A 24017-nucleotide genomic window follows, 5' to 3' on the forward strand; every position below is an offset into this window, starting at 1 on the left:
GTGGCCGGCGGCACGCGCGGCGCGACCGGGATCGCGGCCGGCGTGCGGCCCGGCTGGCGCATCGGGGACAAGACGGGCAGCGGCGGCTACGGCACGACGACCGACGTGGCGGTGGTCTGGCCGCCGTCGCGCGCACCGATCGTGATGGCCATCTCGTTCACGCAGCCGCGTGCCGATGCGGCCGCGCGTGCCGACGTCGTCGCGTCGGCCGCGCGCATCGCATCGCGCGCGCTCGTCCCGACGGCCTGAGCGCGCGGCAAACCTCGCGCAAAGCCGGCGTTTGGCTTATCGTGTCGGACAGCGCGCGCCGGTGCCGGCGCGCGATTTTCCGTTTACCCGCTTCGTCATGCGCCGACTTCCACCCCTGCACGCGTTGCAGATATTCTCGACGGTGGCCCGCCACCGCAGCTTTACGCGCGCGGCCGAGCAACTGTGCCTCACGCAGGGCGCGGTGAGCCGGCAGATCCAGACGCTCGAAGCGCATTACGGTTTTCCGCTGTTCAAGCGCCATGCGAAGGGCCTCACGCTGACGGCGGAGGGCGAGCAATTGCTGCCGGTGGTCGACGAGAGCTTCGCGCGGATCGAGGACATCTCGATGAAGCTCACGCGGCAGCGTACCGATCTGGCGTTGAAGGTGCCGACCTGCGTGATGCGCTGGATGCTGCCGCGCATCATGCGCTTCCAGGGAGAACATCCCGATCTCCACGTGCAGATCACGACCGCGTGGCAGCACGTCGTCGATTTCTCGACCGAACCGTTCGATGCGGCGATCGTCTACGGCATGTCGCCGGGCGCGGGCGTATTCGCGCTGCCGCTGTTCGACGAACGGCTGACGCCGGTATGCGCGCCCGAGCTGCGGCAAGCGTCGCCGCTCGACGCGGTCGGCGATCTCGCGCGCCATACGTTGCTGCATCCGACGCGCGACCATCGCGACTGGCGCGCGTGGCTCGAGCACGCGGGCGAGCGCGCGGTCGATGCGGAGCGCGGGCCGACCTTCGACACGCTCGATCTCGCGACCAACGCGGCGATGCAGGGTTTCGGCGTGGCGATCGGCGACGTGACGCTGGTCGACGACGACGTCGCCGCGCGCCGGCTCGAGCGGCCGTTCGACATCGTGCTCGAAACGGGTGCACGCTACTTCTTCGTCTATCCCGAGAACATCGCCAGCCAGCAGAAGATCCGCGCGTTCAGCGACTGGATAGCCGCCCATCGCGACTGACGTGCGACATCGGCGGCGGGCTTCACTGGTAGGTCACGACGGCGATCATCGGTGCATGATCGTTGCCCGGGCGGTCAGGTAAAGCGATTGCGCGCGAGGCCTGTGTAAAGGTCGTGGTCTTGATCGTGCGCAGGCTGGCCGCGTCGACGAACGCAACTTGCCCGCTCGCCGGGCGCGGACAGTCGGGATGCACGCGCGCATGCGCGGCGTCGGCCGTATCGAGCGCGAACGAGCACGGCGGCTCGACGATCATGCCGGTGAAGTGGATGATGCCGGACGTGCCGGCGGCAAACGAAGGGGACGAGGCCAGAAGCGCGGCAGCCAGGGCAAACGAGGCGGCAAACAGGCGATGCTTCATGACAGGCTCCAGAGAGGAAGCGCGTCGCAGCAGGGCCGCTCGAATGGCAGTCCGTCAACGCCGCGATGCTGTATGCGTAAACGGCAACTTCATCGGACCTCTTGAATGAAAAAAACCGGAACAACGGCGATCAGTCAATGACGCCGTATTCCTCCAATCAATTTATCTCAAATTTGCGCGCCCGCAAGTCAGGGTATTGCCGGTGACGCAAGCCGGCGGGACGGGCGTCGATGGATGCGGCGCTTGTGGGTAAATCGTTGAGAACTCAACGAGTCCGCGGTCCGGCAGATCGCGACGGTCCAAAAGGAAACGGCCGCTCGAATTGAGCGGCCGTCCGGCATTGCAGCGGGCGATGCGGCGGTCAGCCCGCGCGCTTGCGCACCGCGCCGACGATCACGAGCAGCACGATCGCGCCGACGATCGACGCGATCCAGCCTGCGCCCTGGCCCGGTGCGTACCAGCCGGCGGCGCGGCCGACGTAGCCCGCGACGAGCGAGCCGACGATGCCGAGCACGATGGTCATCAGGATGCCCATCTTGTCGTCGCCGGGTTTGAGCGCGCGGGCGAGGAGGCCGACGATGAGCCCGACCACCAGGGTTTCGATGAATTGCAGCATGAATGCCTCCCTATGGCTGTTGAGCCGTTGACGAAAGGAAGTGGACCGGCACGTCGCACCGAGGTTCCCCGTGGCGGCAAACACGCGCGCGGCGGCGCGAGTATCGCATGGTGCCGTGTCGTGCGCATGTCTCGCGTGCCGTTCATTGATAGTCGAGCAGGACCTGCGCCGCGGCATGAACGGAACCGCCGCCGATCTTCGCGCCCGTCTGCAGATAGGACGCCCGGAGCCGAATCGACGGCGATCCGCCGGTGGCCGGGTTGTAGCTCGTCACCGCGTGCGATTTTTGCAGCGTCAACGACTGGCCGGTCGCGGCATCGGCGATATGGATGCCGATGCCGCTGGCCGTGGCATCCGGACGCAACTGCATTGCGCCGGGCATGCCGACGACGACGTCGTCCAGCGGGGACAGTTGGTATCCGATTCGGTTGTAGCCGGCAGGGCAGTTGTTCAACTGCACCTGGAAATCGGTCGCGCCGGCGGTTGAGCCCACGCCGTTGAACACGCGCTGCTGCACGGGCGGCAGCGTGACGGTCTGGTCGGGAATCGAGCACGTTCCGTTGATGAAGGCGACCTTCGCGGCGAGGAAGACCTGCGACGACGCACCCAGGATGCCCGATTTGTAATTGATCGTGTAATAGGCGCTGAGCATGCCGGAATTGAGCGACCCATCCTGAGTCTGTCGGCTGTCGCGAAACAGCGTGACTTCCAGCGTGTTGCGCAGAGTCGTCTTCGTCGACGAAACGGCCACGTTGCCGTCGACGATCATGCGCGTGGACAGGCCAGACACATTGGTTTCCAGATCGGGGCCGTCGGATATCCACACGCCGCCTTTGGGATACATCTTGATGCTCGTGATCTGGCAGGTGCTCGCGCCGCAAACGTCCTGCGGCGTGAAGTAATGACGGGCGACGACGGTTCCGGGCGTCGCGCCTGCCGGGCTCGAAACCGTTGCCTGCCCGAATGCATAGAGCGAGGCTGCAGCCGCGTCGGTCGTCGATGCGACGCATGAGAGCAGAAAGGTCGATGCGGCCGCGATCAGGCGGGACATGCGTCGGGCAACGCCGCCACGTGCGTCGTGCATGCACGACGTGCGTGCCCGGCGCGTAGCCCGGGTCGATGCGGACGATGGGCGAAGGTCAGTCATCTGGATTCCTTATTGGGTGTCGGCGGTGATCGAATCGGCCTGGCAGACGCTCGTGACGGTCTGTATGCCCGGCGAGCGCCGGTGACGTTTCGCAACGGGAAGCTCGTATGCGATGCGGCAGACCGAGCGGCCGTCGTCGCCCCATTGAACCGTCAGCGAGCCGCGCTCGCTGAGTCCGCGCGCGAAGACCTTGCTCGCCTGGGCGACCACGCCGACTTCCTTGCCGGTCTCGTCGCGCACGACGGCGCCGAAGGGCAGCGGCGTGCCATCGACCTGTGGCGCCCGGACGAGCGCTGCGCGACCTGTGTTGGTTGCAAACCGGATGAGCGGCACCGCACCGGCGCGCGGTGCGATCTGCCGGCTGGTTTCCTTCAGTTCCACGTCCATCGAGATCCCTTTCGGATCGAGCGCGACCGTATTGAGGCTGTATGGCGTCAGATATGGCACGACCGCATAACCGTTGCCGTCGACCTTGACGCCTGCCGCGTTCGTGATGCGAGCGCCGGCCGCGCCCGGCGCCTCGACGATCGCGAAGGTCTCGGACACGGGCTGCGAAAACGTGATGCCGCCGCGGTGAGCGACCAGTGCGCCGCGCACGCCGAGCGAACCCTGCTGGAAGTCCGTGCCCGCGCCCGCGCTGGCATTGACTTCGGCCATGCGCGTGCGGTAGGTGACGCTGGCACTGCCGTCCGTGACCGCGTCCGGCCCGGACGCGTGGTTCGCGCTGACGCTGTACGACAGCGCATGGTCGTCGCCGAGCGATCCGGACAGCGTCGACTGCAGCCGGGCGCGGCCGAGTGCATCGCGGGACACGTTGCCGGTGGCGGTCATCGGGTGCTCGCGGCCGAACGGGATTGTGACGCTGGCGTAATAGAGCGTGCCCATGTCGCCGCCGGCGTTGCGCTGCCGCGTGGCCGTCAGGCTATATGACACGTTGCGGAACCGGTTCGTATAACCAATCGAATAATTGACGTCCGAGCCGGCGCGGTTCCAGTAGTTCACGGCCGACGCCGTGGCGTTGATGCGCCCGCCTGTCGCGCCGAGGCGCTGCGTGAGCGCCAGCGATGCGCGATGGCGCTGGCGCCAGACCGAGTCGATCGACTGGCCGTCCCGCACCGCATCACGCGCCTGCATCGCATCGTTCAGGCCGAAATAGCCATCCGTCGAGTAGCGATATGCGGCCAGGGCGACGTCGGTGCCGGTCGCCTCGACGGACTTCGCATAGCTGACACGGATGCTTGAGCCGTTGTAGCGCTTCGCGCCGGGAAGCGAGGTCATGGCATGCGTCAGATCCGCCCCGAACGCGCCGAACGACGTATTGAAGGCGCCACCCAGCATCGCGGACGCGTAGCCGGTAGCAAGCGTGACGCCGCCATAGGCCGTCAGCAGGTTGGTCAGGCCGCGCTGGTAGGTGGCCTGCGTGAACAGCGGCTGGCTCGAGCCGTGGGGATTGCGCAACGTGCCGGCGACGAAGCTGTAGCGGCCGATGCCCGGACGCAGCGACATCGGCACGGCGGCGTAGGGTACCGAGAACGTGTGCACGGCGCCGTCGGCTTCCTCGACCGAGACCTGCAGGTCGCCGCCGTACCCGGTCGGATACAGGTCGTCGATTTCGAAATTGCCGGGCGCGACCGTCGTCTCGTAGATCGTCACGTCGTTCTGACGGATCGTCACCTTCGCATTGCTGTTCGCGATGCCGCGCACCACCGGCGCATAACCGCGCAGCGAGTCGGGCAGCATCCGGTCGTCCGTCGACAGGCGCACGCCGCGGAACTGCGTCGAGTCGAACAGTTCCCCCGACGTGTAGCTTTCGCCGATGACGAGCTGCGAGGACAGCGAAGGCAGGTCGCGCTGGACATAGGTCGCGATGCCCTGGTACCGGCTCTGACCGCGCGACGACCATGAATAGGAGCCTTCGTGACGGAAGCGCCAGGTGCCGAGATTCACGCCGCCGTTCAGGCCGAGATAGCCCTGCGTCTGGGCGGTGTGGCCGTTGGCCTTCGACGTGTAGAGGTTGAAGTTGTAGCCGAGCAGCCCGACGGTTTCGCCGGCGGTCCATTGGTCGGGGCTCACGTAGCCGCGCGCCTTGCGCGCGAGCAACGCCTGCGGGATCGAGAGCCGCAGTGTCTGTCGCGTGAAGTCGAACGCCGCGCCGGCCCCCGGCACGGCTTGCTCGAGCCGCAGGCATGCGTGCTCGCCGTCGAGTTCCGCGACGACCTCCGGCGCGAGCTTGCCGAAATCGATGCCGACGCGTTCGAGCAGTGTGCGGTCGAAGCACGGCCTGGCGTCGCCCGAGTCCGGTGCGGCCACGAAGCGCACGTCGTAGCGGCCGATCCAGTCGGAGCCGACATGGATGTCGGCGGTATACACGCCTGGGGCCGTCACGTTGCGCCGTGCGAAGCGCGAGACGTCGAAATGCTTGCCCAGGCGATGCTGCATGAATGCACCGTCGAACTCGACTTGCGCGAGCGCGGCGTCGGCGGCCGATGACGTCGTCGCGCGCCCGTCGCTTGACCACGCGCCGACGCAGGCCGCTACCAGCAGATGGACCGGTTTGATGCGTGGCATGTCGGCCGCATCGTGGCGCGACGGTCGAGTCGTGATCATGCGCAGTACTCCATAATGTTTTGGATCGGGCGGGCGCGTTTCACCGGCGCAGGCGCGGGTGCGCGCGTCGCTGCGCGGCGAATGTCGAATCCGGGGGATTCCGTGCCGTCCGGTCGGGACGGCGGATATGACGGTGAACGAAAAGGGGATGCGGGCGGCGCGTCAGCGGTGCGCGTCGCCGGCCTCGGTCGCGCTACGGGGTGACGCTGACCGGTTGTTCGATGTCGGTTGCCCGGCCCCAGTCGTTGATGCTGCCGAATTCGACCGTTGCACCTGCGGCGGGCGCGTCGGCGAGATTCTTGATCGGGAATCGTTGCGTGCTTCGAGGCAGCACGTAGCCCATGCCGGCATCATGCTTGCGCCCGGCGGATTTCAGCAGCACGTTGCCGAAATTGACGACGAACGGCGTCGGATTGCTCGCCTCGATCGCGTAGCCGTCATCGACGCGAACCACGCGCCAGTCGAGCTGCCTGGGCGCATCGTCGGCGTTGCCGGCCAGTCCATCGGGCCGGTACATGATCTTGATGCGGGAGCGGAACGCGAGCTGGATACGGTTCCGGCTGTCTGCTGCGGACGCCTTCGGCGGCACTTCGAGCACGTTCAGCCAGAACAGCGACTCCCTGTCGGCTGGAAGCGGTTCGCCGGTGTGCACGAGACGCAGCGTCTGGCCATTGCCGGATTCCATCCGGAAGATCGACGGCGTCAGCGTGAACGGCACGTCGATGTTCTCGGGCAACGCGCCGCTGTTTCCGTCGTCGAGCCACGCCTGTACCAGCGCGGGACGCTTGCTGTCGTTCGTGAGCTGGATCGTGACCTCGCGCTCGCTGGACGGGAAGATCACGCGCGTGCCGGCGATCACGACGCTCGCGTCGGCCTGCGACGCGAATGCGGTGACGGCGAGGGTCAGCGTACGGAAGAGCTTCAACAGTTTCATGGGCGTGGAGAATCGGATCGTTGGGCGGGAAGCGGGCGCAGACGGCGGTTTGCGCACCGGGCGGCGCGATGCGGCGGAGATCGCCGCGGCGGCGACCTCCACGCGCTCGTCCTTACTGGTAGATCAGCGAGTACTCGACACGCGAGGTGACGTCGCCGGCCTTCACGGCGCCGGAGGCGTAGTACTCGGCGAAGTAGTTCAGCTTCGCGTTGCCGTCGGCATCGATATCGACGAGTTGCGTGCTGGCACCGGTTTGGGCGCCGATGGGGATCTGCTTCTGTTGAGCATCCAGCACGTTGATCTGGACGCCTTCGGCGGCCTTGTCGCCCTGGTCGATCGTCAAGCGGCCGCTCGACTGATCGACGTTCGTGCCGTTCTCGAACACGACGCCGACCTTTACCGGATTGTCGTCGCCGACCGTGCAGCCCTTGAGCGCCAGCGAGAACGCGCTGCGACCGGCGACGGAGCCGACGTCGACGAGCGCGGTGGTGCTGACCGGCGGCAGCGGGACGGTGAGATCCGATCCGCCCTCGACGCTGCACGTCGACGCGATGACTTTGCCGTGGAAGTTGACGGTGCCGTCCGCCGCGTGGGCCGCGGACGAAAAGGCGGCACCGGCGGCGATCAGCAGGAACGGGATGGCGCTGCGCTTGATGGTTCTCATAGGTAAAACTCCAAAGAAAGTTCGAATTTCGAAAGCACGCAGTGAATTTAAATCTCGGAAAGGCGCGTTTCGGATTGAATTGTGCCAATCTCGTAATGATTTTGTAATGTGACTGGTACGAATCAATACGTTTTTCTCTTAGTACAAGTACTAAGTTGTGTGTTGCCAGGATTGGCATTCAGGCGGAGGGGCCGGGGGAGCAGGCAGGAGCGGCCCGGATGGGCGAGCGGATTGTCCCGATGCCGAAATCGGACGGGGCGCCGATTCCGGCGGTCGCGCTATTCGCTATTCGAAGCGGATTGGAGGGGAAATGACCGGCCGACCGAGTGTGGCGGCCGGCCTGTCGCGTTGCGGGCGGGGCTCGTCATGCGACGTCCGCGCGCGCGTGCGAGCGTTCGCGATTTCGCCGAGCGCTGCGCGTCAGGTCGCGGGCGCGTCGATCGCCGGATCGAGACGGCGGTAGCCTTCGGTCGCGCGCAGCAGCGTGCGGGTGTAGTCGCGTGCGACCTGTCCGGCGCGCACGTCCTCGATCCGCAGTTGCTCGACGATCTCGCCATGCTGCATCACCGCGACGCGCTGGCACAGGAAGCCGATCACCGCGAGGTTGTGGCTGACGAGGATCATCGTCAGGTTGCGTTCGCGATGCAGGCGGCGCAGCAGGTTCAGGATCTCGGCCTGCACCGACACGTCGAGCGCGGAGGTCGGCTCGTCGAGCAGCAGCACGCGCGGCTCGACGATCAGCGCGCGCGCGATCGCGACACGCTGGCGCTGGCCGCCCGACAACTGGTGCGGGTAGCGGAAGCGGAACGACGGGCCGAGCCCGACTTCGGACAGCGCACGGGCGATCCGCGCGTCGGCGTCGTTGATCCGGTGGATCGACAACGGCTCGCGCAGCGTCTGGTCGACCGTGAAGCGTGGATGCAGCGACGCGTACGGATCCTGGAACACCATCTGCACGTGGCGGCGGAATGCGCGCTCGAGCGTGCCGCCGACCGGCCGGCCGTCGATCGACAGGCTGCCGCCCGCGAGCGGCACGAGGCCCGTCAGCGCGCGCAGCAGCGTCGACTTGCCCGAGCCCGATTCGCCGACCAGCCCGAACACTTCACCGTCACGCACCGCGAAGCTTGCATCGCGCACGGCGTCGACATGACCCGTGCGGGTCGGAAAACGGATCGAGACGTGATCGACATCGATCATCGTGCGGCCTCCTGCGGTTCGGCCGGCGCGGATGCGGGCGACGCGGCGTCGAGCCACGCCGGATCGCGCCGCAGCACCGGCAATTCGTCGGGCGGGTTCGCGAGCGGCGGATTCGCCGCGAGTAGCCCGCGCGTATAGGGATGCGTCGCGTTGCGCAGGTCGCGCGCGGCGCAGGTCTCGACCACGCGGCCCGCATACATCACCGCGACGCGATCGCAGAACGACATCACGAGCGGCAGGTCGTGGCTGATGAACATCAGGCCCGTGCCGTGCCGCGCGATCATTGCGTCGAGCACCGCGAGCACCTGCATCGATACCGCGACGTCGAGCGCGGACGTCGGTTCGTCCGCGATCAAGAGGCGCGGGCCGGTCGATACCATCATCGCGATCATCACGCGCTGGCCCATGCCGCCGGACAGTTCGTGCGGATACGCATCGGCGACGCGCGCCGGATCGCGGATCTGCACGGCCGCGAGCGCATCGACGATCCGTTCGCGCAGCGCGCGGCCGCGCAGCCCCGGCTCGTGCAGACGGAACGCTTCGCCCATCTGCTTCTCGACGCTCATCACCGGGTTCAGCGAATACTTCGGGTCCTGCAGGATCATGCCCATCTGGCTGCCGCACAGGCGCCGGCGCTCGCGCGGCGACATCGCGAGCAGATCGTGGCCCGCGAAGCGCATCGTGCGCGCCGAGCAGCGGGCGGCTTCAGGCAGCAGCCCGAGCAGCGCGCGGCCCGTCAGCGATTTGCCGGAGCCGGATTCGCCGACGATGCCGAGCCGTTCGCCGGGCGCGAGCGTCAGCGACAGGTCGCGTACCGCGTCGGTGACGACGCCGTCGTGTCCGCGAAAGCCGATCTTCAGGCCGTCGATCTCGCAAAGCGGCGTGGATGCGTGGACGGAATTCACGGGCATGTCACGCTCCATGACGAGGATCGAAGACGTCGCGCAGCCCGTCGCCGAGCAGGTTGAACGCGAGGCTGACGAGCAGGATCGCCACGCCGGGCAGCGTCGCGACCCACCACGCGTCGAGCAGCACATTGCGGCCCGATGCGACCATGAAACCCCATTCGGGGCTCGGCGGCTGCGCGCCGAGGCCGAGGAAACCGAGGCCCGCGACGGTCAGGATGATGCCGGCCATGTCGAGCGTCGCGCGTACGATCACCGACGACATGCAGAGCGGCATGATGTAGCGCAGCAGGATGCGCGGGCCCGACGCGCCTTGCAGCCGCGCCGCGTGGATGTAGTCGGCCTGCGCGATGCGGATCGTCTCCGCGCGTGAGAGCCGCGCATACGCGGGCCATGCGGTGATCGAGATCGCGACGACCGCGTTGATCACGCCCGGCCCGAGCGCGGCGGCGAACGCGAGCGCGAGCACGATCTTCGGGAACGCGAGCGCGATGTCGGTGAAGCGCATCAGCACGCTGTCGACGAAGCCGCCGCAATAGCCGGCCGTCGTGCCGATCAGCAGGCCGATCGGCACGACGATCACGACGACGAGCAATGCGATGCCGAGCGTGAGCCGCGAGCCGGCGATCATCCGCGAGAGGATGTCGCGGCCGAGTTGGTCGGTGCCGAGCCAGTGCGACGGCGAGCCGGGCGGCAGCAGGCGGTCGGGCAGCACCTGCTGCAGCGGATCGTGCGGCATGATCAGCGGGCCGACGACGGCGACGGCGATCAGCGCGACCAGGATCGCGAGCCCGAACAGGTTGAGCGGATTGACCGCGAAACGGCGCCAGCGGCGATACGCGAGGCCGAACGCGGCCTGCGAGCGCGACGCGGGCGCATCGGAGAGAAGCCACGCACGCAGCGTGAGACGCTCGGCATTCATGATCGGACGGCCTTCGGCATGGACGATGAAAGAAAAACGGTGGAAACGGTCATGTCGAAGCGGCCCTCAGCGTGCGCGCGGATCGAAGACGCGGTACAGCGCATCGGTCAGCAGGTTGACGGTGATGAACATCGCGCCGATCACGAGCGTCGCGCCGAGCACCGCGTTCATGTCGGCGTTCAGCAGCGCACCCGTCAGGTACGAGCCGATCCCCGGCCATGCGAACACGATCTCGGTCAGCACGGACCCTTCGAGCAGGTTGCTGTATGTGAGCGCGATCACGGTCAGCAGCGGCACCGCGATGTTGCCGAACGCGTGCCGCCAGATCACGCGGCGCTCGGACATGCCTTTCGCGCGCGCGGTGACGATGTATTCCTGGCTCAGCTGGTCGAGCATGAACGAGCGTGTCATCCGGCTCAGGTAGGCCACCGAGTAGTAGCCGAGGATCGCGGCCGGCAGCGCGATGTGCGACACCGCGTTGCGGAACACGTCCCATTCGCCGGCGAGCGCCGAGTCGATCAGCAGGCTGCCGGTGTGCGTGTCGACCATCCCGTCGTACGCGGGGTCGAGCCGGCCGGGGCCGGCGACCCAGTGCAGCCGCGCGTAGAACAGCAGCAGCCCCATCAGCCCGAGCCAGAACACCGGCACGGAATTGCCGATCAGCCCGACGAAGCGTGCGACGTGGTCGATCGGCCGGTTGTGCCTGACCGCGGCCACGACGCCGAGCGGCACGCCGATCGCGATGCCGATCAGAGTCGCGATCGATGCGAGTTCGAGCGTGGCCGGGAACACGCGCCTGATGTCGTCGAGCACGGGGTTCGACGTCAGCAGCGACATGCCGAGGTTGCCGTGCAGCACGTCGCGCGCGTAGATCAGGAATTGCGTGACGAGCGGCTTGTCGAGGCCGAGCGCGATGCGTTCGGCCGCGTATGCCTCGGCCGACGCACGGTCGCCGAGGATCGCGAGCACGGGATCGATCGGCACCTTGCGGCCGATCACGAAGGTCAGCGCGAGCAGGCCCGCGAACGTGACGGCGAGCGTGAGCGCCCAGCGCAGCACGCGCAGCGCCCAGCGCACGGCCGGGCGCCGCGCGGGCAGCGTGCGCAGCGCTTCGAAGGAGGAGGCGGGGGTCGACATGCGGCGAATCTTATTGCTTCTTCAGGTTGCGGTACGACACGAGATCGTTGATCGGTCCGACTTCGAGCCCGCTCACGCCAGGCCGCGTCGCGACCTGCGCGACTTTCTCGAACATGATCACGAACGGCGAGCGCGCGAGCATTTCCTTCTGCATCGCCTGATACAGCTGTGCGCGTTTCGCGGCCGTCGGTTCGGCGAGCGCGGCGTCGGTTTCCTTCGTCAGTTGCGGGATGTCCCAGCTGTTGCGCCAGGCCAGCATTTTATAGCTCGACTTGTCGGAGTTGTCGGGGTTCCATGCAAAACCCTGCGCGTTGCTGTGCGGATCGATATAGTCGGCCGACCATTCGCCGATATAGATGTCGTGCTGGCGTGCGCGGTATTTCGCGAGCGTCTGCTTGTTGTCGCCCGGAATCAGCTGCACCTTGACGCCTGCTTGCGCGAAGTTCGCCTGCACGGCCTGCGCGATCTCCGTGTACGGATAGTCGTTGCGCACGTCCATCGTCACCGAGAAGCCGTTGGGCACGCCGGCCTTCGCGAGCAGCGCCTTCGCCTTCGCCACGTCGAGCCTGTACGGATTCGCATTCAGCGTGCCGAGGAAGCCTTCGGGCAGGAAAGTCTGGTGCACCTTGTAGGTCGTCTTCACGACGTTGGCCTGGATGCCCGAATAGTCGACCAGCCACTTCAGCGCTTCCTGCACGTCGGGCTTCGCGAGCGTCGGGTTCTTCGTGTTCAGCCCGAGGTACAGCAGCGTCGCCTGCGGCGATGCCGTGACCTTCGCCTTGCCGGATTTTACGACCGATGCGAGATCGTCGGGGCTCAGGTCGCGCGCGGCGTCGACGTCGCCGTTCTCCAGCAGCAGGCGCTGGCTGGCCGCTTCGGGCACGTGACGCAGCACGATGCGCTTCATCGCGAGCGGCAGCCGGTAGCCGTCGAAGCGCTGCAGCACGATGCTGTCGCCGGCGGTCCACTTGACGAGCTTGTACGCGCCGGAGCCGGCCTCGTTGGTCTTCAGCCATGCGTTGCCGAAGTCGTTGCCCTGCTGGTGCGACAGCAGCAGCTTCTTGTCGACCACCGACGCGGGCCACGAGCCGAGCACGTTCAGCACGAAGGTCGGCGCGTATTTGCGGTCGGTCGTGACCGACACCGTCAGGTCGTCGATCTTCTTCACGTTCGCGGCGACGTTCGCCTTCGTGAGGCCGATGCCGGTCAGCACGGCGGCCGGCCCTTTGTCGAGCAGCACCGCGCGCTGGATCGACCAGGCGACGTCGTCGGCCGTCAGCGGATTGCCCGAGTGGAACTTCAGGTTCGGGCGCAGCTTGAACGTGTACGTCAGCCCGTCGGGGCTCACCGTCCACGACTGCGCGACGTCGCCGTTGAATTTCGACGGATCGCGCAGGTCGACGCGCACGAGCCGGTCGTACGTGTTCGCGACGTATTCCTCCGGCACCAGCTCGTAGATCTCGCCCGGATCGAGCGTCGTGAACTCGTCGAGCAGCGTGGCCATCACGAACATGTCCTTCGGCGTTTCCGCGTGCGCGGCGGACAGCGGGGCGGCGGCAAGAACGGACGCGGCAGCCAGCGCCGCGACGAGCCGGGATGTCAGGGGTTTCATGTGCGCTTCTCCAGTGGTCGTTGAAGTCGTTGTACGTGAACGGTGAAGGGGGTGTGCATCGTCGTTACATCAGGCGCCACGGGCCGCTCGCCGTGTTGTCGATCTGCGGTAGCGCGCGCGAGCCGGGCAATTCGTAGTGCCACCACTCGCTGTCGATATGCGCGAAGCCGGCCGCGTGCATCACGCCGAGCAGCAGCAGGCGGTTGTGTTGCACGGCTTCGGGCAGCCCCGGGTGGAAATGGCCCGACGCGGCCACCATCTCGTCGAAGCCGGTGCCCATGTCGAGCGGCTCGCCGTCGGTGCTTACCAGCGTCAGGTCGAGCGCGGTGCCGCGGCTGTGATTCGAGCCGCGGCCGAGATCGGCGACGAAGTTCGGATCGGGCAGGAAGTCCCACAGCACCTGCTGTGCCTGCGGCGGCCGGTATGCGTCGTAGATGCGCAACGTGAAGCCGGCCTGTGCGGCGACGTCGACCGCGCGACGCAGCGCGGCTTCGGCCGGTTCGAGCAGCAGACAGTGGGCGCGGCGGTAGATCGGCTTGCCGGTCAGGTTGCGCTCGGTCGCGTAGACGAGATCGATCTCGACGCGATGCGTGGCGGGCGTGATTTCGACGAGGCGGTGATGGGTCATCGGCGGTCCGGGGCGCTCAGGATTCGAATTGGTCGAACGTGTGCTGCAGTTCGCGGTTGCGCGCGACACGTCGGTCGATCGCGGGGCCGAGGCGGTCGACCACGGCCGTGATCAGCAGGTTGAACAGGCAGGTGAGCGGCGCGAGCGAGTCCCAGAACTGGCCGACGTCGGTCTTCACCTGCAACAGGTCGGCCGGCCACTCGCGTGCCCACGGGCAGTACAGATCGGTGACCAGGGCGAACGGCTGGCCGCGCTCCGCGGCCGCCTGGCAATAGCGGCGCGCGCTGCGTGAATACGCGCGCGTATCGGTGACGATGCAGTACGGCTGCTCGAACTCGGAATTCAGCGAATCGACGTACGAGCCCGACTGGCCGTCGGAATAGAACACGCGCGGGCGCAGGTATTCGAGATAACTGCTGAACGCATTGCTGATACCGCGAGTCGACTGGATGCCGAGGATGAACACGGCGTCGGCATGCGCGATCCGGTCCGCGACGTGCGCGAACACTGGTTCTTCGGCGAGCCGGTACACGTGACGGATCGCATCGAGTTCGCGCTCGAGCGACGACGCGAGCGTGCCGTCGCTGCGGGTGTCGTCGGAGGCGCGCGCGAGCGTGCCGGTCGTTCGCCGGTATTCGTCGAGACGATCGGTGATCATCCACGGACGGTCGCTGCTGCCGCGCAGTTCGCGTTTCAGATCGTCGAGGTTCCGGTAGCCGACGCTGCGCAGGAAGCGCCCGACCGAGATGCCGCTGGTGCCGGTCTGCTGCGCGATCTGGTCGGCCGTTTCGAGCCCGAGCCGGTCGAGGTTCGCGAGCATGTAGCTCGCGATGCGCTTCGCGGTCGGCGTCAGCTCGGCAAAGCGGGATTCGACGGTATGGGCGAACGCGCAGGTCATCGGAATGTTAGATCGTTGTCATCGGATGATTCGGTGTCATCCATCTAACAAAGCCAAAATCATCTGCGCCAGCAGATAAAAACTATGGCTTAACAGAGGGCGATAGGGCCGAGAGGCGTGTCCAACGGCAGGATCGCGAGGTGCAACAGCGAAAATTATTCCTGTCAGAGATATCCCGCATTTATTGTCTACTGGACCCACACCGTGAATCTCATCGTCAATACCCCTGGGCAACTGGGTGAAATCCTGTCGTCCACGCGTCAGGCCAAGGGGCTGAGGCAAGCCGAGGCGGCGACGCGCATCGGCGTCGGGTAGTCGCGTCTGGCGTCGCTCGAGAGCATGCGCACCGAAAGCCTGTCGCTTCGCCAACTGCTCGAATTCACCGCGCAGTACGGCCTCGAAATCAGAGGCCGCGCAGCCGGATCTCGATACATTGTTCAGCGCGCTCGTTGTGTTCTGGATACTTGCCGGGCCGGACGGGCATGCGAAGAGCTTCAGCCTGCGCTTGCTGCCGGGCGGACGTTTCCGCCTCACGCAGCCCTACGCCGTGATGTCGATCCGGCCGGTCGAAGGCGACGGTGCGGATCAATGATCGTGGCACAACGCGTAGCTCGCGATGGCCGTGCACGGCAGGCGCAAGCACTAGGTGATGCGCGACATCACGCGTCGGCACTTTACCGAGATGGCTGAACAATGCCTGCTCGGCGATATCGCGACGCCGCAGGTGATCGAGTCGGGCGGCGCGGCGTTGCCCGCCGGGTTTCCGGCGCGGATCGCCGACCGTATTCAGGGCGGATTGCGCTTTGCCGCGCAGCGTCTCGACGACATGCCGCACACGTGATGCCTGGCGCGTGAGCGCCCGGCACCACGCCCGTCTTTCACTGCTGCATGTCCGGCGCTTCGCGCAGCCGCCAGATCGCATTGCACTGCTGGCCGCCGAGGCTCGTCGAGCGCAGCGTGATGACGGCGCCGGCCACGATCCGATACCAGAAATGCGCCATCAGTTCGGTGCCTTTGCGCTGCGCGTGTCCGTCGATCAGCACTTCGCATCGCAGCGGCGACGGCGATCCGGACGGGTGCGTGATGTACACGTTCAGCCGCTCGATGTCGCGGGTCGCGGTGAACACGATCTCGTGATTGCCGCTGCCGACGAGCATCGTGCCGCCCGGTTCGTCGATCGCCTGCAGGTACGCGCCCGGGCTTGCCTCGAGCGCGGCGGCGGTGACGGTCAGCCCGGCCGCGCGCACGTACTCGGTCGCCGCGATGCGGGCACCGATCGTATCGGACGGCGACGGCGTACCGTCCGACAGCGCGAACGGCATGCCGTCGCGCAGCGCCGAGTCGACATGGTTCGCGTAGTAGCGCCAGCGGTCGAAGAAGCGAATGTCGCCGGTCATGTGCAGCGCACGGATCGGTTCACCCTGATACCGCAGCGTCGTGATGCCGTCGTGCGCGTCGAACGATTCGTGAATGCCGTTCTTGCTGACGAAGTTCTGCACCGGGTCGAGCAGCGCGGTTTCGCCGCGTGCGCCCCACAGGTGCAGGAACGTCGTATCGATCCCGAAGCATTCCTGGAAGTCGGTGCCGATGCGCGCGACGCAGTCGCGCAGGTGCGCCGCGTAGCGCGTCCATGCCGCCGCCGTGCCGGCCACGAGCCCGGCCTGCAGCGCACCGCCGTGGCGCGCCGTGACTTCGTCGACGACGAGACGCCAGTGATGGTCGCGCCGCTCGCCGATCAGCGGCGTGACGACGAACGTGCAGAAGAGCGGATCGGGGCACGCGTACAGGCGGTCGTCTCCGATCTGCGAGAACAGGTCGAACGACGGCGCGCAGAACCAGATGTCCGCGTCGTACAGCGCGAGCCTGGTGATCCGCGGATTGCGCGCGCAATAGTCGGCGGCCTCGATGAAACGGCCGACCGGCAGCGCATGCGTGCTCGATGCTTCGATCACGTCGACCGACTGGCTTTCGAGGATGCGCCGCTTGTGTTCCGACAGCCCGTAGCCGATGACCGCCACCGTCCCGTCGTAGCCGGTTTGCCGCAGCGACAGCAGGAACGGCACGAGCATTTCGTACCACGCGCGGTTGTTGTCGTTGATCGCCACGCAGACCGCGTGCCCGTTCGAATGCATGGTGCCTCCCCGTGGTGCGCGCCGGCTCAGTAGCCGACGTGGCGTTCGCAGACGACCGCGCCGCAACCGCGGCTGTCGTGATACGTGATGTGAAACTGCTTGTTGTCCCACAGCCACTGGAACACGGCCTGGTACACGCCGGACGTGTTCATGTCGTGCAGCACGATCTTCTTGCGCGCGAGCGGACCGAACCGGTTCAGCTCGGCGAGCGTCTGCTCGTACGTATGCGTGGTGTCGATGAACAGCAGGTCGGATGCCAGCGGCTCCATCGCGAGATCGTCGGCGATCCTGAATTCGAAGTCGATCGACAGGTTCTTCGCCGCGTGCTTCAGCTCGTCCTGGATGTGGAAATACTGGTCGGTGATGTCGACCGACACGAGCCGCTTCGGCTGCGCGAGCATGAAGGCGGTCGTGGTGAGCCCGGTGAAGACGCCCAGCTCGAGGATGCTGTCGCATCCGGCGGCCGTGTCGGTATAGAAGTCGAAGCGCGACGGGCTGTCGCCGAGCCAGCCGATCGGTTCGATCTTGTACTGGAGAAACTCCAGCCGCAGTTCCTGTAGCGAGCGCATTGTGTGGTACCCCGAGCGAAGCGTATTGGAAGTGTGATGCGCCCGCGCGCCGGTATGGCCGGCAGCGCGGGCAGCGGGCGTTACTTGGCCAGCGTCCGGTACGACACGAGGTCGTTGATCGGTCCGATCTCCGGCCCCGTCGCGCCGGGGCGCGTCGCGACCTGCACGACCTTCTCGAACATGATGATGAACGGCGAGTTCGCGAGCACGGACTTCTGCAGCGCTTCATAGCGCTGCGCGCGCTTCGCGGGCGACGGCTCGACGAGCGCGGCCTCGGTGTCCTTCGTCAGTTGCGGGATGTCCCAACTGTTGCGCCACGCGAGCATCTTGGTGGTCGACTGGTCGGAATTGTCCGGATTCCATGCGAAGCCGCGTGCATTGCTGTTCGGGTCCATGTAGTCGGGCGACCATTCGCCGATGAAGATGTCGTGCTGGCGCGCGCGGTACTTGCCGATCGCCTGCTTCGCGTCGCCCGGGATCAGCTTCACGCGGATGCCGCCCTGCGCGAAGTTGGCCTGCAGCGCCTGTGCGATCTCGATGTACGGATAGTCGTTCGGCATGTCCATCGTCACGTCGAAACCGTTCGGCAAGCCGGCCTTCGCGAGCAGTGCCTTCGCCTTCGCGACGTTGAGCTTGTACGGGTTCGAATTCAGCGTGCCGAGGAAGCCTTCGGGCAGGAAGGTTTCGTGCACCTTGTAGGTCGTGCCGACGATGTTGCGCTGGATGCCGTCGTAGTCGACGAGCCACTTCATCGCCTGCTGCACGTCGGGCTTCGCGAGGTTCGGGTTCTTCGTGTTCAGGCTCAGGTACAGCAGTGCGGAGACCGGCCACGACGCGACCTTGATCTTGCCGGCCTTCGTCAGCGCGGCGAGGCTGTCCGGGCTCAGGTTGCGCGCGGCGTCCACGTCGCCGTTCTCCAGCAGCAGCCGCTGCGCGGACGCTTCGGGCACGTGACGCAGCACGACGCGCTTCATCGGGTACGGCGTGCGGTACTTGTCGAAACGCTGGAGCACGATGCTCTCGTTCGGCATCCACTTGACGAGCTGGTACGGGCCCGAGCCCGCATCGTTGGTCTTCAGCCAGCCGCTGCCGAAATCGTTGCCTTGCTGGTGCGACAGCAGCAGCTTCTTGTCGAGGACCGACGCCGGGCACGCGCTCAGCACGTTCAGCACGAAGCTCGGCGCGTATTTGCGGTCGGTTTCGAGCACGAAGGTCTGCGGATCGACTGCGCGGACCTTCTGCATCACGTTCACCTTCGTGAGGCCGAGATCGGCGAGCACGCCGGCGGGGCCCTTGTCGAGCAGGATGGTGCGCTGCAGCGACCATGCCACGTCGTCGGCGGTTACCGGGTTGCCGGAGTGGAACGTGACGCCGGGGCGCAGCTTGAACGTGTAGGTGACACCGTCGGCGCCGACGGTCCACGATTGCGCGATCTGTCCGTTGAAGCGCGTCGGATCCTTCAGGTCGACCCGCACGAGGCGTTCGTAGGTGTTCGCGACGTACTCGGACGGCACGAGCTCGTAGATTTCGCTCGGATCGAGGGTCGTGAATTCGCCGAGCTGGGTGGCGACGACGAAAATGCCGGGCGGCGTCGCGGCCTGCGCCGGCAGCGCCGGGACAAGCGCGACGAGCGCGGCGCTGACGAACAGCCGGGACAGCAGATGCTTCATGCGGGCTCCATCGAAAAGGAATCGTGGTGCGATTCTCTCATCGACGGCCGCCCGGATGAAAATATTCGACAACGCGCGCACGACGGCGCGCAAAGGGGCGCGGGCAGGCCGGGCGAGCGCCCGGCGCCGGCGGCGCTCAGATCACGCAGCGCGCGATCGCGAAGCGCATCGCTTCCTCGGCCGGCTCGCTGCCGGAGCCGCGCACGACCTTGACGACCGAGCCGTTGGCCGACGGCGTAAGCGTGACGAAATACGAGCGCGAGCCGACGGCAATGTCGGTGACACCGTTGTGCTGCGACTGCTCGGTGCCCGACAGGCGGCTGTCGAGGCAGTTGGCGATCGCGTAGGCCGGACGGGCCGACGACACGTAGATCATCGGCGCCGAACCGGATGCGGCCGAGTCGGAAGAGGGCGCGGAACCGCAGGCGGCGAGCAGTGCGGCGGGCAGGAGCAGCAGGAGTCGTTTCATGATCGGAATCGTCGTGTGTCTCGTGTCGAGGCGGGGTACGCGAAACGCGGAGCTTCGCGACGAAACCGCCGGAATCGTGCCGTTTTTGACGGTCGATGCGGGAGGCGGCTGACGTCGGAGTATACCCGCGGCACCGGACGCGAGCGCGTTGCTGAAACGATTCGATACAGAAGCGCCCGCTGTCGCGCGGCGGCAGCGGGCGTTTCAAGCGGTGGCGAATCGACGCGTGCCGGCGTTACGGGCCGATCTTGTGGCTGACCGCATTTTCCTGCTGGTTCAGCGCGTGCTTTTCGCTCTGGGTGATGTGGCTGCGATCCTGCGCGGCCATGTCCCGCTCTTCCTGGCGGATCTGGCGGTCGTCACGGTGCAGGCGCGCGGCCTGTGCGTGCGACATCTCGCCTTCCTTCACTTCGTGATGGATCCGGCGATTCTGGTTGGCGAGGCGATGATTGACCTCTTCGCGGCGCGGATGCGCCTGTTGCCACGGCGTGTCGGCGAACGCGGTGCCGGTCAGCACCGACATCAGGGTGGCGGCAATCGCAAGATGGCGGGTGAAGGCTCGCATGACGTTTTCTCCTGTCGTTGCGCGTCACGGAACGTGCGCGCTTGTCGAAAAAACGCCGGGCGGGCCGCGGCTGTTGACGTTTCCTGCTGTATCGATTGCAAGTCTTTATTACGTCTGCCAATGGCAATTCGCAATTCGCAAGTGCGATTGCGGCGCGCGCTCAATGCGCGCCTGCTGCCGCTGCATCCGTATCGCCACTGCCCGCGCGCGACGGCTTCGTGATCCAGATCAGCGGAATGATCGCGACGAAGATGATCGCCGACACGTAGAAGATGTCGTTCAACCCCATCACTGCCGCCTGCGAATCGACCGACGCGTTGAAGAACGCGAGCGCCGAATCGGGGCTCAGATGCAGCAGCGAGCGGGCCGCGTCGATCTGCTGGGCGAAGACCGGGTTGCCGGGGCTCGCCTGTTCGGTGAGCCGGACGTGATGCAGGATCGTCCGGTCGTTCCACGCGTTGCTGATCAGCGACGTGCCGACCGCGCCGCAGAACGTGCGGCCGAAGTTCGACAGGCCGGCGGCGGCCGGGATCTTTTCCGGCGGCAGCCCCGACAGGATGATCGCGGTGAGCGGCACGAAGAACATCGCCATCGGAATGCCCTGCAGCAGCGTCGGCAGCACGAGGTCCCAGTGCGACACGTCGGAATAGAACATCGTGCGCATCATGAACACGACGGCGAAGCCGATGAACGCGAGCGTCGCGAGGTAGCGCGGATCGGTGCGCGGCAGGACGCGTCCCATCACCGGCGTCAGCACGATCGCGAAGATCCCGAGCGGCGCGGTGGCGAGCCCCGAGTCGATCGCGCGATAGCCGAGATAGCCCTGCATCCACTGCGGCAGCAGCACGAGCGTGCCGAAGAACATCCCGTATGCAACCGAAATCGCGATCGTGCCGCCCGCGAAATTGCGCTGTGTGAAGAGCCGCAGGTCGACGATCGGATTGGCTGCGGTGAGCTCCCACACGAGGAAGAACGCGAAGCCGACCAGCGCGACGATGCCGAGCGCGACGACGACGGGCGAGTTGAACCAGTCGAGATCCTTGCCCTTGTCGAGCATGATCTGAAGCGACGCGACCCACAGCACGAGCAGCACGAGGCCGACCGTGTCGATCGGCATGCGGCGCGTGGCCGATTCGCGATCGCGGAACACGATCCACGTGACCGCCGCCGCGAAGAAGCCGACCGGAATGTTGATGTAGAAGATCCACGACCAGTTGTAGTCATACGTGATCCAGCCGCCGAGCGACGGTCCCGCGATCGGGCCGACGAGCGCCGTCATCGACCACAGCGCGAGGGCCGTCGCCGACTTCGGTCGTGGCCATGCGCCGAGCAGCAGCGCCTGCGACAGCGGTGCGAGCGGCCCGGCGACCGCGCCCTGCAGGATCCGGGCGGCGAGCAGCGTCGGCAGGTTCGGCGCGATCCCGCACAGCCACGATGCGAACACGAACAGCAGGATCGACGTGACGAACAGGCGCACCTGGCCGAAGCGCTGCGTGAGCCAGCCCGTCAACGGAATCGACACCGCGTTCGCGGCCGCGAAAATCGTGATTACCCACGTGCCTTCGTCGACCGACACGCCGAGGTCGCCCGAAATCGTCGGAATGGCGACGTTCGCGATCGACGAGTCGAGCACGTTCATGAACATCGCGAGCGATACCGCGATCGTGCCGATCGCGAGCCGGCCGCCCGTCAGCGGGCCGGGATTGGACGGAGAGGACATGGCGTTCCTGCGTGATGGAAGGTGGTCCGCGCGATGCGGCGCCTGCGCGGGCGAACCGCGAAGCGGACGGACGCACGCTGCCGGCGGGCGGCGCGCTCAGGCGGCGCCGTCTTGCGGCAACGTGCGGTTCGGTTCAAGTGTCGAATCGGCGGTGCGACGCCGTGACGGGCTCCGGCTGGCGGGCCAGCGTCGGTCAGGAAGGCGCGACGCGCGTGACGCGTCGGCGGGCAGCGGGCTCGTGGCTGCCGTAGCGTGTGGTGTCGTTTTTCATGGCCACAGGCTAACGATGCGGCGAACGGCGATCAACGCTTGCCCGCTCATTAATTCCTTTCGTCGGCCGCAACAATCCGGCCGGCGCGGGCCGAATGCAGGACGTGCGATGCGCGTTACGGCGCGCTTCGCCAGCCGGTGAAGACGTCCGTCAGGAATTCGACGAACGCGCGCACCTTGCTGTCGAGCGTCGCGCGGCGCGGATAGAGCGCATGCAGCTCGATGTCGTCGGTGCGGTGCCAGTCGGGCAGCACGATTTCGAGTTCGTTCTTTTCGAGCCGGCGCGCCGTGTAGTGTGTGGAGATCAGCGCGATGCCGCCGCCGCTCGCGGCCTGGCGCAGCACGGTGACCGATTCGTTCGAGATCAGCACGGGCCGCACCGGCACGTCGGCGACGTCGCCGGCCGCGTTGGTGAGCCGCAGCGTCAGGCCCGGTGCATCGCGGCCGACGTACAGGATGTCGTGCTGCGCGAGTTCCTGCGGCGTTTGCGGCCGCCCGGCACGGTCGAGATAGGCCGGGCTCGCGGCGAGCTTCGCGTGCGACCAGCCGAGCGAGCGCGCAACGTAGCCGGAATCGGTCAGCGTGCCCGCGCGCAGCGCAACGTCGAAACCGTGCTCGACGAGGTCGAGCGGGCTGTTGTCGTAGATCAGTACGAGCTGGACGCGGGAATAGCGCCGGTGAAACTCGGCGAGCGCCGGCTCCAGCTCGAACAGACCGATCGAGTAGGGCACCAGCACGCGCAGCGTCCCTTCGGGATCGGTGCGCAGCGCGCGCGCCTGGCGGTCCGCGTCGAGCAGGATCTCCTCGGCGCGCAGGCAGCGCTCGTAATAGTCGCGGCCGGCTTCGGTGACGGCCACGCGGCGCGTGGTCCGGTACAGCAGTTGCACGCCGAGATCGTCCTCCAGTTGCTTGACCTTGCGGCTGACGCGGCTGAGCGCCAGGTCGAGTTGCACCGACGCGGCGGTAAAGCTGCCGCGTTCCACCACACGCAAGAATATCCGGATGCTCTCGAAGTCCATACAGGTTGTTTCCGTGTTCGGCTTGCGCGCATCTTACCGTCGCTGGCCGAATCGTTTCATGTCGACCGCGCGATTATCCCGCCCGCTGTAATAACGCATCCCGCGCAGGCCATAGTGGCAGCCGCCGCGCGACCGTATGCTCGCCGGATGAAATTCGCTCTCCCCGGCCTGCCGCCGTTCGCGGCGGTGCGCACCGCGTTGCGCGACGCATGGCCTGCCTTGCCGCCCGGTGCGCTCGGCTTCGCGCTGCGCAACACGGCCGCGTCGCTGCTCGCGCTGTATATCGCGTTCCGGATGAATCTCGACGACCCGAAATGGGCTGCGTCGACCGTATGGATCGTCGCGCAGGGCAGTCGCGGAATGGGGCTGTCGAAGAGCCAGTACCGGATTCTCGGCACCGCGATCGGCGCGGCCGTCGCGCTCGCGCTGACGGGCGCGTTCGCGCAGACCCCCGAGCTGTTCCTGCTGGCGCTTGCCGCATGGATCGGCCTGTGCGCGGGCGTCGCGACGTTTCTGCGGAATTTCCGTGCGTACGCGGCGGTGCTTGCCGGCTACACGGCCGCGATCATCTCGATGGATGCGGCGTCCGCGCCGCAGCACGCATTCGATATCGCGACCGCGCGGTTCCTGTACGTGGCGGTCGGCATCCTGTGCGGCGCGGCGTTCGAAACGGTGTTCGCGCCGGGGTCGCCGCTGCGCGATGTTCGCGCGCGACTCGCCCGCTATCTCGCGCGTGCGGTGGCCGTTGGCGCGGAAGCG

23 protein-coding genes and 1 pseudogene are annotated in these 24017 nt (G+C 66.7%); 4 read left to right on the plus strand and 20 right to left on the minus strand.

Annotation, left to right across the window (positions count from 1 at the left end; translation table 11 throughout):
* Both J7024_RS30185 and J7024_RS30190 read left to right on the plus strand, forming a co-directional pair.
* Positions 1-249, plus strand: a 249-nt coding sequence (locus tag J7024_RS30185; RefSeq protein ID WP_234745719.1) for a serine hydrolase, incomplete at its 5' end; no start/stop codon positions are given.
* A gap of 97 nt (positions 250-346) precedes the next feature.
* Positions 347-1219, plus strand: a complete 873-nt coding sequence (locus J7024_RS30190) for a LysR substrate-binding domain-containing protein (protein WP_124828301.1) — start codon at positions 347-349, stop codon at positions 1217-1219.
* Between the two features lie 22 nt (positions 1220-1241).
* Here the strand turns inward: J7024_RS30190 and J7024_RS30195 are convergent, their stop codons facing one another.
* The 13 genes from J7024_RS30195 to sapR all read right to left on the minus strand — a co-directional run bounded on the left by J7024_RS30195 (position 1242) and on the right by sapR (position 14844).
* Entirely contained in the window at positions 1242-1577 is a 336-nt protein-coding gene (locus tag J7024_RS30195; RefSeq protein WP_124828300.1) for a type 1 fimbrial protein, read from the minus strand.
* A 361-nt stretch (positions 1578-1938) separates the two neighbouring features.
* On the minus strand, positions 1939-2193 hold the full coding sequence (locus tag J7024_RS30200) for a GlsB/YeaQ/YmgE family stress response membrane protein (RefSeq protein WP_124828299.1): 255 nt from the start codon (positions 2191-2193) through the stop codon (positions 1939-1941).
* A 142-nt stretch (positions 2194-2335) separates the two neighbouring features.
* Positions 2336-3244 (minus strand): fimbrial protein, encoded by a 909-nt coding sequence (locus tag J7024_RS30205; RefSeq protein ID WP_234745720.1) that lies wholly within the window; start codon positions 3242-3244, stop codon positions 2336-2338.
* Between the two features lie 105 nt (positions 3245-3349).
* Positions 3350-5947 carry a fimbria/pilus outer membrane usher protein gene (locus J7024_RS30210; RefSeq protein ID WP_124828297.1) on the minus strand — a complete coding sequence of 866 codons (2598 nt, stop codon included), beginning with the start codon at positions 5945-5947 and terminating at the stop codon, positions 3350-3352.
* A 193-nt stretch (positions 5948-6140) separates the two neighbouring features.
* Positions 6141-6881, minus strand: a complete 741-nt coding sequence (locus tag J7024_RS30215; RefSeq protein ID WP_124828296.1) for a fimbrial biogenesis chaperone — start codon at positions 6879-6881, stop codon at positions 6141-6143.
* 112 nt (positions 6882-6993) lie between these two features.
* Entirely contained in the window at positions 6994-7545 is a 552-nt protein-coding gene (locus J7024_RS30220) for a fimbrial protein (protein ID WP_175750418.1), read from the minus strand.
* A 420-nt stretch (positions 7546-7965) separates the two neighbouring features.
* Positions 7966-8742, minus strand: coding sequence for an ABC transporter ATP-binding protein (locus J7024_RS30225; RefSeq protein ID WP_124828294.1), 777 nt, complete (start codon positions 8740-8742; stop codon positions 7966-7968).
* Complete coding sequence (locus J7024_RS30230) at positions 8739-9653, minus strand: ABC transporter ATP-binding protein (protein ID WP_175769909.1); 915 nt, start codon at positions 9651-9653, stop codon at positions 8739-8741. Before J7024_RS30230 ends, J7024_RS30225 begins: the two co-directional genes overlap by 4 nt.
* A gap of 1 nt (position 9654) precedes the next feature.
* Positions 9655-10569 (minus strand): nickel transporter permease, encoded by a 915-nt coding sequence (gene nikC, locus J7024_RS30235; RefSeq protein WP_124828292.1) that lies wholly within the window; start codon positions 10567-10569, stop codon positions 9655-9657.
* 66 nt (positions 10570-10635) lie between these two features.
* Complete coding sequence (locus J7024_RS30240; RefSeq protein ID WP_124828291.1) at positions 10636-11706, minus strand: ABC transporter permease; 1071 nt, start codon at positions 11704-11706, stop codon at positions 10636-10638.
* Positions 11707-11716: 10 nt separating this feature from the next.
* Positions 11717-13318 carry an ABC transporter substrate-binding protein gene (locus J7024_RS30245; protein WP_124828290.1) on the minus strand — a complete coding sequence of 534 codons (1602 nt, stop codon included), beginning with the start codon at positions 13316-13318 and terminating at the stop codon, positions 11717-11719.
* Positions 13319-13382: 64 nt separating this feature from the next.
* The gene (gene ddpX / locus J7024_RS30250) at positions 13383-13946 is read right to left on the minus strand and encodes a D-alanyl-D-alanine dipeptidase (protein WP_175759947.1); all 564 of its coding nucleotides are present in this window, start codon (positions 13944-13946) and stop codon (positions 13383-13385) included.
* Between the two features lie 16 nt (positions 13947-13962).
* Complete coding sequence (gene sapR, locus J7024_RS30255; protein ID WP_124828288.1) at positions 13963-14844, minus strand: sap1 transcriptional regulator SapR; 882 nt, start codon at positions 14842-14844, stop codon at positions 13963-13965.
* 400 nt (positions 14845-15244) lie between these two features.
* On the opposite strand from sapR, the pseudogene J7024_RS30260 reads away from it, so the two are divergent.
* Positions 15245-15685 (plus strand): annotated as a pseudogene (locus J7024_RS30260) (HipA domain-containing protein); the annotation flags it as partial.
* Between the two features lie 37 nt (positions 15686-15722).
* Here J7024_RS30260 and J7024_RS30265 read toward each other — a convergent pair.
* The 7 genes from J7024_RS30265 to J7024_RS30295 form a co-directional block, all read right to left on the minus strand.
* On the minus strand, positions 15723-16976 hold the full coding sequence (locus J7024_RS30265; protein ID WP_175750420.1) for a hypothetical protein: 1254 nt from the start codon (positions 16974-16976) through the stop codon (positions 15723-15725).
* 26 nt (positions 16977-17002) lie between these two features.
* Positions 17003-17545 carry a class I SAM-dependent methyltransferase gene (locus J7024_RS30270; RefSeq protein ID WP_124828286.1) on the minus strand — a complete coding sequence of 181 codons (543 nt, stop codon included), beginning with the start codon at positions 17543-17545 and terminating at the stop codon, positions 17003-17005.
* 80 nt (positions 17546-17625) lie between these two features.
* On the minus strand, positions 17626-19215 hold the full coding sequence (locus tag J7024_RS30275) for an ABC transporter substrate-binding protein (RefSeq protein WP_124828285.1): 1590 nt from the start codon (positions 19213-19215) through the stop codon (positions 17626-17628).
* A 136-nt stretch (positions 19216-19351) separates the two neighbouring features.
* A complete protein-coding gene (locus tag J7024_RS30280) occupies positions 19352-19684 on the minus strand; it encodes a sugar ABC transporter ATPase (protein ID WP_124828284.1) in 333 nt (110 codons plus the stop codon).
* Between the two features lie 235 nt (positions 19685-19919).
* On the minus strand, positions 19920-20249 hold the full coding sequence (locus tag J7024_RS30285) for a hypothetical protein (protein WP_124828283.1): 330 nt from the start codon (positions 20247-20249) through the stop codon (positions 19920-19922).
* Positions 20250-20409: 160 nt separating this feature from the next.
* Positions 20410-21969 (minus strand): DHA2 family efflux MFS transporter permease subunit, encoded by a 1560-nt coding sequence (locus J7024_RS30290; RefSeq protein WP_175750421.1) that lies wholly within the window; start codon positions 21967-21969, stop codon positions 20410-20412.
* 386 nt (positions 21970-22355) lie between these two features.
* Positions 22356-23258, minus strand: a complete 903-nt coding sequence (locus tag J7024_RS30295; RefSeq protein WP_124828281.1) for a LysR family transcriptional regulator — start codon at positions 23256-23258, stop codon at positions 22356-22358.
* A 147-nt stretch (positions 23259-23405) separates the two neighbouring features.
* Here J7024_RS30295 and J7024_RS30300 point away from each other — a divergent pair.
* Positions 23406-24017, plus strand: a 612-nt coding sequence (locus J7024_RS30300) for an FUSC family protein (protein WP_234745721.1), incomplete at its 3' end; no start/stop codon positions are given.

Origin of the sequence: Burkholderia sp. WTPI3, from assembly GCF_021483755.1 — a bacterium.
In the GTDB taxonomy this organism is placed as follows: Bacteria; Pseudomonadota; Gammaproteobacteria; order Burkholderiales; family Burkholderiaceae; genus Burkholderia.

Coding starts and splice junctions, on each gene's coding strand:
- J7024_RS30190 (WP_124828301.1), top strand. CDS start 347: ATGCGCCGACTTCCACCCCTGCACGCGTTGCAGATATTCTCGACGGTG.
- J7024_RS30195 (WP_124828300.1), bottom strand. CDS start 1,577: ATGAAGCATCGCCTGTTTGCCGCCTCGTTTGCCCTGGCTGCCGCGCTT.
- J7024_RS30200 (WP_124828299.1), bottom strand. CDS start 2,193: ATGCTGCAATTCATCGAAACCCTGGTGGTCGGGCTCATCGTCGGCCTC.
- J7024_RS30205 (WP_234745720.1), bottom strand. CDS start 3,244: ATGTCCCGCCTGATCGCGGCCGCATCGACCTTTCTGCTCTCATGCGTC.
- J7024_RS30210 (WP_124828297.1), bottom strand. CDS start 5,947: ATGATCACGACTCGACCGTCGCGCCACGATGCGGCCGACATGCCACGC.
- J7024_RS30215 (WP_124828296.1), bottom strand. CDS start 6,881: ATGAAACTGTTGAAGCTCTTCCGTACGCTGACCCTCGCCGTCACCGCA.
- J7024_RS30220 (WP_175750418.1), bottom strand. CDS start 7,545: ATGAGAACCATCAAGCGCAGCGCCATCCCGTTCCTGCTGATCGCCGCC.
- J7024_RS30225 (WP_124828294.1), bottom strand. CDS start 8,742: ATGATCGATGTCGATCACGTCTCGATCCGTTTTCCGACCCGCACGGGT.
- J7024_RS30230 (WP_175769909.1), bottom strand. CDS start 9,653: ATGCCCGTGAATTCCGTCCACGCATCCACGCCGCTTTGCGAGATCGAC.
- nikC (WP_124828292.1), bottom strand. CDS start 10,569: ATGAATGCCGAGCGTCTCACGCTGCGTGCGTGGCTTCTCTCCGATGCG.
- J7024_RS30240 (WP_124828291.1), bottom strand. CDS start 11,706: ATGTCGACCCCCGCCTCCTCCTTCGAAGCGCTGCGCACGCTGCCCGCG.
- J7024_RS30245 (WP_124828290.1), bottom strand. CDS start 13,318: ATGAAACCCCTGACATCCCGGCTCGTCGCGGCGCTGGCTGCCGCGTCC.
- ddpX (WP_175759947.1), bottom strand. CDS start 13,946: ATGACCCATCACCGCCTCGTCGAAATCACGCCCGCCACGCATCGCGTC.
- sapR (WP_124828288.1), bottom strand. CDS start 14,844: ATGACCTGCGCGTTCGCCCATACCGTCGAATCCCGCTTTGCCGAGCTG.
- J7024_RS30265 (WP_175750420.1), bottom strand. CDS start 16,976: ATGCATTCGAACGGGCACGCGGTCTGCGTGGCGATCAACGACAACAAC.
- J7024_RS30270 (WP_124828286.1), bottom strand. CDS start 17,545: ATGCGCTCGCTACAGGAACTGCGGCTGGAGTTTCTCCAGTACAAGATC.
- J7024_RS30275 (WP_124828285.1), bottom strand. CDS start 19,215: ATGAAGCATCTGCTGTCCCGGCTGTTCGTCAGCGCCGCGCTCGTCGCG.
- J7024_RS30280 (WP_124828284.1), bottom strand. CDS start 19,684: ATGAAACGACTCCTGCTGCTCCTGCCCGCCGCACTGCTCGCCGCCTGC.
- J7024_RS30285 (WP_124828283.1), bottom strand. CDS start 20,249: ATGCGAGCCTTCACCCGCCATCTTGCGATTGCCGCCACCCTGATGTCG.
- J7024_RS30290 (WP_175750421.1), bottom strand. CDS start 21,969: ATGTCCTCTCCGTCCAATCCCGGCCCGCTGACGGGCGGCCGGCTCGCG.
- J7024_RS30295 (WP_124828281.1), bottom strand. CDS start 23,258: ATGGACTTCGAGAGCATCCGGATATTCTTGCGTGTGGTGGAACGCGGC.